Origin of the sequence: Thalassobacillus devorans (genome assembly GCF_900176565.1) — a bacterium.
Taxonomy (GTDB): Bacteria; Bacillota; Bacilli; order Bacillales; family Halobacillaceae; genus Thalassobacillus; species Thalassobacillus devorans_A.
Genome location: NZ_FXEH01000006.1, coordinates 1,354,937 through 1,367,453, shown reverse-complemented (window position 1 = coordinate 1,367,453; position 12,517 = coordinate 1,354,937). Strand labels below are relative to the sequence as shown.

Sequence of the window (12,517 nt, the reverse complement as noted above, 5' to 3'; positions counted from 1 at the left end):
GCCCCCTCGGCCAGGGGCTTTGGTGCTAATTATTCAAATTTAACAGGGTCGCCTTCAAATGGTTCATCCGCTACTTTAATGGAGTCGGTTGGGCAGCCTTCAAAAGCATCTTCCATGTCTTCTTCCAGCACTTCTGGAATTTCAACGATACCTTCGTTATCATCCAGTACTACATACGCGATTCCTTCATCATCATAATCGTAAATATCTGGAGCTGCAGCACCACAAGCACCGCACGCAATACAGGTTTCTTTGTCAACAATTGTGTATTTAGCCATAACACATTCCCTCCTAATAATACAGATCCCTAAAAATAAATTATACAAGTGAAGATTATTTTCTCTCTGAGAACATTCGCCTTAAATTTATTGTACTGCTATCCCATACTTTTTTCAACCATAAAAAATGCCCGAAACCCTTGCAGCTATGCGGTTTGGTGTGACTTTTATCACTATTCATACTCAAGCATATGTAGTAAGTTGAAAAAGGAGCAAACATAAAGGAGAATCTACGTGTTTGAATACATTTTACTTCGCTGTATTAATAACTTGAAGGGCGAGAGGTCACTGGCGGGGATTTATAACCTGCTTGCGGGCAAGCGGTCCTCTCAGACACTGCAAGATGCTCATGCTTATCAACTGACTGGATTTTTTGCTATCTATAAAACGTTAGATCGAACTGAATTAATTTCCTTCGTTGAAGGTTTGAGACAATCCCATAAAATAACTATCAAAAATGACCGGCCGGAAATTACTAGTTATGGTCATGAAGAACTGAAACGGTTGGAACAAAAGTGGGAACCGCTTTATTTTGCTGGTATACATATACAAGAGCATATTTCTGTTTTTGAAGAGCGTCTATTTTTATATATCCAGACTATCACGAATATGAAAGCTGGACATCAATCCTTCCTGCCAGTTTCTGAGCGTCCAGATATCTTGAATTGGGTGAAGAGTAACTATAAACGTAACAAGACGAATCTTGAAAGCCACACGATTGATATGTATAAGGAACTCCATACTTTGTTGAATGCCGCTCCTCAGGAGGAGGCAGAGGTGTTCAGTTACCGTATCACAGGTGCAGGCCGTATCGGTTTAAGTAAACAACAACTGGCAGATAAATTTGATTTGTCTGTCCATGATGTACATCTTCTCCTGCAGCATAGCTTGCATCGTTTCTACCAAATGGCAGAAGCGAAACCGGAACAATGGCCTACACTGGCTTTATTTGTAAAAACTGTAGATGACACAGGTGGCTTGATTACAAACTCAGCACAAAAAACCTATAAACTTATCAAACAAGGGCTGGATTTGGAATCAATTGTTCGCATCCGTGGCTTGAAAATGAGTACGATACATGATCATGTTGTAGAGATGGCATTGGTAATGCCGGATTTTCCTATGTATTATTTTATCAGCGATAAAGAGGTAACTGAAATTAATAATACTCTACAAACGCTTAATACAAATAAGCTCAGGGAAATTTATGATGCACTTCAAGGGAATTTTGATTATTTCCAAATAAGATTAGTGCAAGCAAATAGACAGCACAGCCAAAGCGGGGAAACATTATGAACGACAGATTATTGGAAAATAAGTTGAAAATGTATTTTGGCTTCGATACTTTCAAGCAAGGACAAAAAGAAATTATAAGAGACGTAATGGCAGGTGAAGATACGCTCGGTATTCTGCCGACTGGTTCAGGGAAATCTGTCTGTTACCAACTTCCTGCGATGATTACAGAAGGGATTACTATTGTAGTCTCGCCATTAGTCTCATTGATGATTGATCAAGTAAAAGAACTAAAGGCCAACGGCTATAAACAAGTGACAGCCATTAACAGTTTTTTATCAGTCAGTCAGAAGCAGCAGGTGTTCGATCAGCTTAGTCGATACAAACTTATCTATTTATCACCTGAAATGCTTCAAAATGAAACGGTAATTCGTCGTTTGAAGATGTTGAAAGTTTCATTTTTCGTCGTAGATGAAGCACACTGCATTTCCCAATGGGGTCACGAGTTTCGAACGGATTATTTAAAATTATCAACAGTGATTGCTGAGTTAAACCATCCCCCCGTTTTGGCTTTAAGCGGTACAGCAACCCCGGAAGTCCAGGGGGATATCATTAAGCAATTAGGGCTAAAAAGAATGAAGCAGCACATTTACCCGATGGACAAAGAAAATATAAGTTTTGTTGTGGAACATGTAGAAAATCCTGATGAAAAATTAAGGAAGATCTCCAAAGCACTACATCATCAAGATGCGCCTGCTATGATTTATTTTTCAAGTAGAAATTGGGCAGAACGGGCATCCATAGAACTTTCTTCAAAAATGCCTGAAAAAAGGATCGCATATTATCACGGAGGTATGGAACAAGCGGATCGTTTGTTAATTCAACAGCAGTTCATGAATGATCAGCTGGATATCATTTGTTGTACAAACGCGTTTGGAATGGGGATTAATAAGAAAAATATTAGATATGTCATCCATTTCCATCTCCCCACCCAAACAGAGTCATTTATCCAGGAGGTAGGGAGAGCAGGACGCGATGGTAATCACAGTATCAGTATCGTGTACTATTCTCCGTCTGATGATTACCTGCCAAAAAAGCTGATACAAAGCGAGCTTCCAGAACCTGCACACTTGAAGGCTGTCCTGGATTATTTGCTCTGCCTCTACCAGGCCAATGCTTTGCTTCCGTCAGATGAAATGGTCCAAGATCAATTGGAGTTGTCCGAGAACCAATGGCGTTTTTTTAAGTATCATTTTTATCGAAATGGACTGCTTGATAATAAGAAAGTAGTATTCAATGAAAAGAAATGGAAAGAATTCTATGAGTTGTTGAAAGAGCGGATTGAAAATAGGTACCACTATAAAATGGCCAGATTCTCTGAATTGTTGACATGGGTTCATCACCGAAATTGCAGAAGAGAAAAGTTATACCAGGCTTTTCAAGATACAGTAAAGCCGCCTGTTGTTCCATGTTGTGATCAATGTGGGTTTCAACTGCATGACTTTTCATTTGGTGAGAGTGAAAGGAATACGGAACAGGAGAGTTGGGAAGAGAGGCTGTACAAGATATTTCTCGCAGGGGGACAAGCATGAAGAGACCAAGCCAGTCAGACCTTATAAAAACGATGTCAAACAGGGAAATCACATTACACCTTGTGTTGACACAAGCAATCATTCTTGCCTTAAGTGTGATAGGCAGCTGGCTCCTTTTTTCCAGCTTCTGGGAGGGATGGAGAAATCAACTTACTTTTTCCCCGTTCGAAGTTTTTGTCTATGGAATAGTACCAGGAGTCATTGTAGTTTCCATTGATTTAATTTTAATGAAATTTGTTCCTGAAAAGTATTATGATGATGGCGGTATTAATGTCAAGGTGTTTAAAGGCCGCTCACTAAGAGGTATTATTGGCATCACATTATTGGTTGCCATCAGTGAAGAGTTGTTGTTCCGCGGGGTGCTTCATGCACAATTCGGCTATATAATTGCGAGTACATTATTTGCTGTGATGCACATCCGTTATTTAAAAAAGTTTGTACTGCTTATTTCCGTATTATTCGTCAGTTTCTTTATCGGCTATATGTATGAAATCACAGGAAACCTATTAACGACAATCACCGCTCATTTCGTTATCGATTTATTATTGGCGCTATATATCCGCTACCGAATGAGTTAACTTTTATAGGAATAAAAACATAAAAGCCTACCTTTTTTGGGTAGGCTTTTTGCTTAGAAGAATTGTTTTTTATCCCGTTCTTCTTTAAGAATCTCTACGGCTTCCCGGAAACGCAGGGAGTGGACAATTTCCCGTTCTCTTAAAAATGCGAGACCATCATTCAAATCAGGATCATCTGACATATTGATGATCCACTGGTAAGTAGCGCGGGCTTTTTCTTCTGCCGCGATGTCTTCATATAGATCTGCTATCGGGTCGCCTTTTGCCTGAATATAAGTTGCTGTCCATGGATCACCAGCAGCATTCTGATAGAATAAAGCATTATCATGATTGGCGTAATGAGCTCCTAATCCAGCTTCTTTCATCTGTTCAGGTGTTGCGTCTTTCGTTAATTTATAGACCATTGTTGCAATCATTTCTAAATGAGCGAACTCTTCTGTCCCTATATCTGTCAATAACCCAATAACCTTGTCAGGGATGGAATAACGCTGGTTCAGGTAACGTAAAGCAGCGGCCAATTCCCCATCGGCACCCCCATACTGCTCGATCAAATACTTGGCTAGACGAGGATTACAGTTGCTGACCTTGACTGGGTATTGTAGCTTTTTCTCGTAATACCACATGACAAAGAATCACCTCCGCTTAAAATTCTTTTTTATACTTGCCATGGCCAGGGGCTATCTTTCCATTGCCATGGTACACCGGAATAGCTTTTTCCATACTGCATCAATGGACCGAACTGCTGTTCAAAATTCTTTTTCAGCCTGCGACTTTCCCGGGCGCAGGCATTGAATTGTTCGATCGCATCCTGATCATTTGGATGGGTATCTAAATATAAGGTTAATTCCACTAATACAAAGTCCACGGCCTGAATTGCCTCCATCTGGTGGTAATATTCAGGAGGGATGGTCGCCATTATTTCCCCTCCTCTCTGTAGGGCTTCTTTTTCGGATAAGGATCAAATAGGGCTGGCCATAATGTCCCTTTTCTTAATGCAACCCGGGGGTCGAACTGTTGTAATCCCGGTGGCTGGTAGGGCATGTATAAATGTGGCGGGGTAGAATAACATTTGATTTCCCTTGGAGGGCAGGGATCCATCGGACTATGGAAAGGTCGGTAGCATTTCTGCTGGGTGTACATCATCATCACCTTCCTTAACGGAGACTATTGCAATTGTATGTACACGAAAGGTCGTCCTATACCCTAATTAAAGAAGGAAATTTGTCCTCCTTAGTCGAATTATAATTAAAGTAGTCATTATTAAATGTTGGAGTGATGAGAATGTTTGTCAAAAGTATCATGAAGCCCCCCCATGAATGTAAGTGTGCACAAAAACATGACAGCTTGAAGTCTGTCATAGCCCTACTGGAAAAACATGATATACAGGCCGTTCCGGTTCTTGATGAAACCACTTTTGTGGGAATGTTATCTAAGGAAACGATTTATAAAGGATTCTTTGAAAGCGATCAAACAAGAGATAGTTACCTGGAGAAAACGTTAGCTGGCGACTTAGTTGAAATGAGAAATTTATATATTAAAGAAGACGAAGTGTTTGAAAGGACATTGCCTGTTTTTGCTGGCTTTCCTGTAATTGCAGTTGTCGATTCAAGTAAGAAGTTCTTAGGACTGGTGACTCGGGCTGATGTACTGGAGCAGTTCGAGAGTGCTTTTGGTGTGAAAAGAAAAGGAATTAGGATTGCATTCACATCTGAAGAATCAGCCGGCAGAATTGAGCGGCTGGGAGATATATTGAAACAATATCATGAAAATGTTATTTCTTTAGCTACATTTGATGAAACGGACAAACTGGCCCGTCGAATTGTTTTAAAAGTGGATCCCAATGACAATATTGACAAATTTACTGAAAAGCTTGAAAAAACAGGGTTTCGGGTGCTTGATATAAAAGAAGTTTAACCCTTCTTTTTCTCCTCTTTCTGACATATGTTGGTCGGGAAGGGGTTTTTTCATGAAAAAAAAGGTGATAATGGAAGAAAAATTCCTTGGCTGGTATGATGGTAACATCCATTTAGCCAATAATTTACTAGTCGATTTAGCAGGAGCGTGGAAGTAAGCATGACATTTGTATATATCCTAATACTGTTAATTACAGTAGCTGCATTACTCGTTTTTCATATGTATCGCAAAGCTAACACAGATTTCATTGACGAACGGGTACTCCCTATACGAAATTTCCCTTCTTCTTTTGATGGAGTTCGTATCTTTTTCATCTCCGATATTCACCGCCGGATCATCGATAACCAAACCATCCACGCTATTTCTTCTATAGATATGGTTATAATTGGAGGAGATTTGATGGAACGCGGTGTCCCACTGGAAAATGTTCGGGAAAACATCACCCGGCTGAAGCAATTGAATGCCCCGCTTTATTTTATTTGGGGTAACAATGACTATGAAGGGGATTATCATGACCTGGATGCGATGCTACTGGATGAAAGCGTTCATATACTCGGTAATAGTGCTGTACAATTTGAATCAGAAGCTGGAGATACCTTCAACATACTTGGTATTGATCCTTACTTGCATCATGAGGGAAAAAGCGGATTTGCATTTGAAGGTGCAACTGGCAGATGCAAAATAATGGTAATTCATGATCCGTCGATGTTTGAAGAATTACCCCAGGAGCAACAAGAGCAAGTCGACCTCGTCCTAAGTGGCCATACTCATGGTGGTCAGATACGTTTTATGGGCTTAGGATTAAGTGAACGCGGCGGCATGAAATCTGTAAATGGTATTCCTGTTTTTATCAGTGAAGGGTACGGAACACGATTGATTCCTTTTCGGTTAGGAACAAGAGCAGAATGTCATATCTTAACGATCTCAGATTGATTTTATGCAAAACTTATATAGTTGATATACATTCTTTGCACAGCCCACTACTGTTGGATATAATTAATACAAACAAAACAGTGGGGGTAGGCACATGGCAACGGAAAAGGGAAAATACAACATTAAAGCTGTTTCAAATATGTTAGGGATCCAGCCTGGTACATTACGAGCATGGGAACGGCGGTATCAAATCATCCGGCCTGTACGAAATAATGCCGGTCATCGACTCTATACAGACCATCATGTACGGATACTGAAATGGTTGATTGCTAAAGTCAATCATGGTTTTACTATATCGCAGGCGGTTTCACTTTATGAAAATAATCAAGGGGAAACTTTAAACGAGCCAGAAACTGGTCAGGATAATGAACCCGAAAAAAAATCTGCAGAATTATTGGAAGCTTTACTGTCTTTTGATGAAAAGGCAGCTCAGCAACACCTTGATTACGCATTTAGTTTATATACTCCTGAAAAGGTAGCTATTGAAATCATATCGCCCCTTTTAATCAAGGTAGGAGCGCTTTGGGAAGAGAACAAAATAACGAGTGCTCATGAACACTTTGCCAGCAGTTTTCTTAGATCAAGAATTGGTATGTTATTATTATCGATACCAGCAGCACCTTATCTGCCAAAGGCCGTATTAGTATGCGGACCGAACGAAAAGCATGAACTTGGACTTTTGATATTCGCTCTGTTTTTGAAACGAAAGGGTTATGAGGTCATTTACCTTGGCCAAAGCATAGCAGAAGGAGATATACATCCAATATTAAAGGAAGTGGATGCTGCATATGTCTTTTTATCAACCACGTTAAAGAAAAATGTACCAGCTACTATTATGTTGGCGGAAACTATCCAAAAAAATTATCCTAAAATGCGGATTGGCCTTGGGGGTTATGCTTTTGATCAATTGGAACCTGATGAAAAAGCCAAAGCAGACCGATTCTTAGTCGGTACCACCAGGGAAGAGTGGCTAAAATGGTTGGATGACCAAAGATGAGTAATACCGGGATAAAAGAGCACCAAAAGTTGAATAATAGCATAAGATAAAGATAAACCGATAGCTTTCAGGGGGCGATGGAATGCGTTTGGAACGAATGTCAAACGACAAGTTTAAAATATTCCTTACCTTCGATGATTTGATTGAGAGAGGGTTGACTAAGGAAGATTTATGGCATGATTTACCCCGCGTGCATCAATTATTCAGTGATATGATGTATGAAGCAAGTGATGAACTTGGTTTTGAACTGGATGGTACTTTGCTTGTACAGGTCTATCTTCTTCAAGCGCAAGGGATGTTCATCGTAGTTACCCAGACAGAACGTGACTACCAGGATGAGGATGAAGACTATATCGAAATGAAAGTAACTTTGGATGAGAGTAAGGAATTAATCTTTTCATTCATAGAATTTGAAGATATCATACAAGTCTCCCGCCGATTATACAATCTTGGTGTTGAAGGGGGAAGTATTATCCATTACGGTGATTATTATTATATGAAATTAGAAGAAGAAGACATAGAAGACTTAAACAGGGAACAGGTTATAGCTTTAATGTCAGAATTCGGAACACCAAGCATTGTGACTTCCCATAGGCTTAAAGAATATGGAAAAATCGTGATGGAAAATGATGCAGCGAAGCAGGTCTTTGATTATTTCATAAAGCCACATTCCTACAATAAATGAACGGATAACAGTACCGTTCATTTTTTGTGTTTATAGAAGGTTAGTTCTCTCATTCCATAAATAAGTCCTTAAGATATAAGTTTTTTTAATTTATTGGCTTTGCTGAATCTCAATGTGGATGTTCCAGATAAGCTCCCTTTAATTGAAGACTCAGTTTCGAGATAAATTGTTTCCGTTACGGTAGTAACGGTGTGGAGGTCCGGGAAATTACTCGCTTTCCGTGGGCATGTGGTGAGCTTCCTCAGGCTTCGCCTTGCGGGATCTCACCACTCATGTCCATCCCACTGGAGTCTCGCAATTTCCCGGACCTCCTTGCGTTTATGAGAGATACGGAAACATCGGTATATCGTTCTTCAAACCAAGAGTGAGCTATGCATGAAATGTGAGCTTAAAACCGCGTCTTTATTCAATTATCCATTAAAAGTAGAAGACATCTGCAATATAACAGGGGTTCTTTTCTCCCATCCTTCGGATGGGGTGGCAGGGAAACTGCGAGACTCCCGCGGGAGAAGGGACTAGGCAAGACCCCACAGGGAGTGAAAACGACCGAGGAGGCTTGCCGGTTCCCCCCACGGGAAAGCGAGTAGTTTCCCAGCCGCCCCTGACACTTTTATGGTAAAGAACCGTAGATATCTCGAAATCAAGTCTTCGACTTTTCGTCCCTTTAATTGAATATGCCCATAAAGAAAAATCAACTACAATCTTTTACAGAGACAATTTATTAAGATTAGATAGAAGGTTTTTAGTGAACATGTTACTATTGTAGGGAATAAGTATGTAAGAAGGTATAAGTTGAGGGAGTGTATGCATTGAAGATAGCTGTTTTATATGGTGGTACTTCCGGAGAAAGAGAAGTATCCTTATCGACTGGAAAAGGAATCATAAATGCATTGAAAAAAAATGGACATGAGGTAGTGGATATCGATTTCCACCCTGATAGATTGAATGAAATCCTTGAATTGGATGTAGACCTTGTCTTCATCGGTCTGCACGGCCGCTTTGGTGAAGATGGAAAGATACAAGGGTTACTTGATATGCTTGGCATCCCGTATGTGGGCTCAGGTGTACTTGCCTCAGCACTTGCCATGGATAAAGCAAAATCGAAGCAAATATTCAGTCAATATGGCATAGCGACTGCAAGAAGCAAAACATATCGGGTAGAAAACGATAATCTACGGGCCATAGAAGAAGCGATTAAGCAAGATTTCAAGCCTCCTTTCGTTATTAAACCGAACCAGGAAGGGTCCACATTAGGGCTGACGATCGTTAAAGATATTACCGAGATTGAAGAAGGTGTCAAAAAAGCGGGCGAATCAGATGATACGATCCTTGTGGAAGACTATATAGCGGGCAGAGAAGTTACAGTACCTGTGGTAGGAAAACAAGGGGAAGAAAAAGCGTTACCTGTCATTGAAATCATTCCTAAAAGCGATTATTATGATTTTGATTCCAAATATAAACCAGGTGGAAGTGAACATATAGTGCCTGCGCAATTGCCAGAAGAGATGACTGAAAAACTACAAAAGCACTCGGTACTGGCTCATCAATTATTGGGATGTGACGTTTACTCCCGGGTAGACTTCATTGTAACGAATGAACATGAAGCTATAATTCTGGAAGTTAATACGCTGCCTGGAATGACACCGACAAGTCTCTTTCCGGATTCTGCCAATAAAATCGGCTGGAGTTATGAAGAGATGGTCGAGCGATTTGTTGAGCTTTCCACATCAAAATGATAGCATGAGTCGAAAACGTTTTCATTACTATAATAAAGCTGTTTTTTAATACGATTTTGTTGCTTGCATATTCGTTTTGAAAGTGTATACTAATCACTGAAAGCATAGTTGATAATGATAGTGAATGGACATATAGGAGGTAAACTGATGGTAGCCGATAAGCCAGCAGATTCTGTAAACGATAAGTTGGATGTTTTAAAGTCGACACAGTCTGTAGTCAAGAAAGCACTGGATAAACTGGGTTATCCAGGGGAAGTGTATGAGCTGATGAAAGAACCTGTGCGAATGATGACCGTTAGAATTCCTGTGAGGATGGACGATGGGTCCATCAAGATTTTTACGGGATACCGAGCGCAGCACAATGATGCCGTAGGACCGACAAAAGGTGGAGTCCGCTTCCACCCGAATGTCAGTGAAAAGGAAGTAAAAGCACTTTCTATCTGGATGAGTCTGAAAGCTGGTATTGTTGATCTCCCATATGGCGGAGGGAAAGGCGGTATCGTCTGTGATCCACGTGAAATGTCGTTCCGTGAGTTGGAAGGGGTAAGTAGAGGATATGTACGTTCCATCAGTCAAATAGTAGGACCGACAAAGGATATTCCGGCTCCTGATGTTTTCACAAACTCACAAATCATGGCATGGATGATGGACGAATATAGCCGAATTGATGAATTCAATAATCCTGGTTTCATAACAGGTAAACCGATTGTGCTGGGAGGTTCCCACGGCAGGGAATCCGCTACGGCTAAAGGTGTAACCATTTGTATTGAAGAAGCTTGTAAGAAGAAAGGCATCCAATTGAAAGGGGCCCGTGTAATTGTTCAAGGGTTCGGTAATGCTGGAAGTTTTCTGGCGAAATTCATGCATGATAAAGGAGCAAAAGTGATCGGTATATCCGATGCTTATGGCGCTCTTCATGATCCGGATGGGCTGGATATTGACTACTTATTGGATCGCCGTGACAGTTTTGGAACGGTAACCAATTTATTTAAAAATACGATTACGAACCAGGAGCTGTTGGAACTGGAAGGTGATATTCTTGTACCGGCAGCAATTGAAAACCAGATTACAGAAGACAATGCTTATAACATCAAAACACCGATTGTTGTAGAAGCTGCTAACGGCCCGACAACTTTGGAAGCAACTAAGATTCTGTCAGACCGGGGTATTCTGTTAGTGCCTGATGTGCTGGCTTCAGCCGGTGGTGTCACGGTTTCTTATTTTGAATGGGTACAGAATAATCAAGGTTATTATTGGACAGAAGAAGAAGTAGAAGAGAAACTCTATAAAGTGATGATCAAAGGTTTTAATAACGTTTATAACACTGCCCAGACTAGAAGGGTGGATATGCGTCTCGCCGCCTATATGGTAGGCGTGCGTAAAATGGCAGAAGCCTCTCGTTTCCGTGGATGGGTTTAAGTTGATTATAAGCTTGATATCTCCTATCATGTAGTATGGTAGGAGATATTTTATTTTGATAAAGCGTGTTTAATATACTATATAACGAGTGAAAGCTTGAAGATGAAAGGACTGGAGAGTTTGGATAGACTCTTCGGGTTTCTTTTTGTTAAGGAGTGAGCATGAGTGCAACAGGAAGATGTAATTATTGTCGGGGCAGGACCATGTGGAATGAGTGCTGCCATAGAGCTGCAGGAACGAGGGATTGAACCACTTTTGATAGAAAAAGGGAATGTTGTCAATTCCATCTATAATTATCCCACCCACCAGACTTTTTTCAGTTCCAGTGAAAAACTGGAGATTGGAGGAGTGCCTTTCATAACTGAACGACAGAAGCCTGTCAGGAATCAGGCTTTAGCTTACTATAGAGCAGTAGCTGAGCGTAAGGAATTACGGGTGAACGCCTATGAGCGGGTGACCCAAGTGGTAAAAGAAGAAACAACTTTCACAGTTCATACGAAGAAAAACAGTGGGGAAACTGATATTTATCAGGCTAAGGATATCATCATAGCCACAGGCTATTATGATCAACCTAATATGATGAATATCGAAGGTGAAGAACTGGATAAGGTGAAGCATTATTTCAAAGAAGCTCATCCTTATTTTAAAAAGAATGTAGTAGTTATTGGCGGGAAAAATTCCGCTGTAGATGCTGCACTGGAATTAGTGAAGGCAGGGGCACACGTGACAGTACTCTATCGTGGGGAAGATTACTCAAAAAGTATTAAGCCTTGGATACTTCCGGAATTTGAAGCATTGGTCAACAAAGGTATCGTTGATATGAGGTTTTGCGCAGAAGTAAAAAAGATTAGCGAAAACTACGTTGTCTTCACATGTAATGATAAGGAAGAGCAAATTCCTAACGATTTTGTCTTTGCGATGACTGGCTATCGTCCGGACCATAGTTTTCTTACCAAAATGGGCGTGGATATGGATGAAAAAACAGGCAGGCCGTCATTCGATGAAGCAACCATGGAAACCAATGTACCGGGGATTTATATCGCAGGTGTGATTGCTGCCGGCTATAATAATAATGAAATCTTTATCGAAAACGGTCGCCATCATGGTGCACACATTGCAAATGCAATAGCTGCAAAAAAATAATTATCTATA

14 protein-coding genes are annotated in these 12,517 nt (G+C 40.5%); 10 read left to right on the top strand and 4 right to left on the bottom strand.

Annotated elements, in window-relative coordinates; genetic code table 11:
- Nucleotides 1-29: 29 nt before the first annotated feature.
- Complete coding sequence (locus tag B9Y67_RS17845) at nt 30-278, bottom strand: ferredoxin (RefSeq protein ID WP_028783072.1); 249 nt, start codon at nt 276-278, stop codon at nt 30-32.
- A gap of 234 nt (nt 279-512) precedes the next feature.
- On the opposite strand from B9Y67_RS17845, the gene B9Y67_RS17840 reads away from it, so the two are divergent.
- The 3 genes from B9Y67_RS17840 to B9Y67_RS17830 are packed head-to-tail and all read left to right on the top strand — an operon-like array spanning nt 513 to nt 3,681.
- Complete coding sequence (locus B9Y67_RS17840; protein ID WP_085508727.1) at nt 513-1,574, top strand: YpbB family protein; 1,062 nt, start codon at nt 513-515, stop codon at nt 1,572-1,574.
- Entirely contained in the window at nt 1,571-3,103 is a 1,533-nt protein-coding gene (locus B9Y67_RS17835; RefSeq protein ID WP_085508726.1) for a RecQ family ATP-dependent DNA helicase, read from the top strand. The genes B9Y67_RS17840 and B9Y67_RS17835 overlap by 4 nt, the downstream gene beginning before the upstream one ends.
- Nucleotides 3,100-3,681 carry a CPBP family intramembrane glutamic endopeptidase gene (locus B9Y67_RS17830; RefSeq protein WP_085508725.1) on the top strand — a complete coding sequence of 194 codons (582 nt, stop codon included), beginning with the start codon at nt 3,100-3,102 and terminating at the stop codon, nt 3,679-3,681. Before B9Y67_RS17835 ends, B9Y67_RS17830 begins: the two co-directional genes overlap by 4 nt.
- A 53-nt stretch (nt 3,682-3,734) precedes the next feature.
- Here the strand turns inward: B9Y67_RS17830 and B9Y67_RS17825 are convergent, their stop codons facing one another.
- From B9Y67_RS17825 to B9Y67_RS17815, 3 genes are read right to left on the bottom strand one after another with little or no spacing between them, the layout of a single operon-like run.
- A complete protein-coding gene (locus B9Y67_RS17825; protein ID WP_062446438.1) occupies nt 3,735-4,304 on the bottom strand; it encodes a manganese catalase family protein in 570 nt (189 codons plus the stop codon).
- Between the two features lie 32 nt (nt 4,305-4,336).
- Nucleotides 4,337-4,597, bottom strand: coding sequence for a spore coat protein CotJB (locus B9Y67_RS17820; RefSeq protein WP_062446436.1), 261 nt, complete (start codon nt 4,595-4,597; stop codon nt 4,337-4,339).
- A complete protein-coding gene (locus tag B9Y67_RS17815; protein WP_085509235.1) occupies nt 4,597-4,821 on the bottom strand; it encodes a spore coat associated protein CotJA in 225 nt (74 codons plus the stop codon). Before B9Y67_RS17815 ends, B9Y67_RS17820 begins: the two co-directional genes overlap by 1 nt.
- Before the next feature lie 141 nt (nt 4,822-4,962).
- Here B9Y67_RS17815 and B9Y67_RS17810 point away from each other — a divergent pair, with 141 nt between their 5' ends.
- From B9Y67_RS17810 to B9Y67_RS17780, 7 genes are all read left to right on the top strand, one after another.
- Nucleotides 4,963-5,595, top strand: coding sequence for a CBS domain-containing protein (locus tag B9Y67_RS17810; RefSeq protein WP_085508724.1), 633 nt, complete (start codon nt 4,963-4,965; stop codon nt 5,593-5,595).
- A 159-nt stretch (nt 5,596-5,754) separates the two neighbouring features.
- Nucleotides 5,755-6,528 (top strand): metallophosphoesterase, encoded by a 774-nt coding sequence (locus tag B9Y67_RS17805; protein ID WP_085508723.1) that lies wholly within the window; start codon nt 5,755-5,757, stop codon nt 6,526-6,528.
- 94 nt (nt 6,529-6,622) lie between these two features.
- On the top strand, nt 6,623-7,525 hold the full coding sequence (locus B9Y67_RS17800) for a MerR family transcriptional regulator (RefSeq protein WP_085508722.1): 903 nt from the start codon (nt 6,623-6,625) through the stop codon (nt 7,523-7,525).
- An 82-nt stretch (nt 7,526-7,607) separates the two neighbouring features.
- Entirely contained in the window at nt 7,608-8,210 is a 603-nt protein-coding gene (locus B9Y67_RS17795; protein WP_085508721.1) for a genetic competence negative regulator, read from the top strand.
- An 809-nt stretch (nt 8,211-9,019) separates the two neighbouring features.
- The gene (locus B9Y67_RS17790) at nt 9,020-9,946 is read left to right on the top strand and encodes a D-alanine--D-alanine ligase (protein ID WP_085508720.1); all 927 of its coding nucleotides are present in this window, start codon (nt 9,020-9,022) and stop codon (nt 9,944-9,946) included.
- Nucleotides 9,947-10,093: 147 nt separating this feature from the next.
- Entirely contained in the window at nt 10,094-11,365 is a 1,272-nt protein-coding gene (locus B9Y67_RS17785) for a Glu/Leu/Phe/Val family dehydrogenase (protein WP_085508719.1), read from the top strand.
- Nucleotides 11,366-11,530: 165 nt separating this feature from the next.
- Nucleotides 11,531-12,508, top strand: a complete 978-nt coding sequence (locus B9Y67_RS17780) for a YpdA family putative bacillithiol disulfide reductase (protein WP_085508718.1) — start codon at nt 11,531-11,533, stop codon at nt 12,506-12,508.
- Nucleotides 12,509-12,517: the final 9 nt, after the last annotated feature.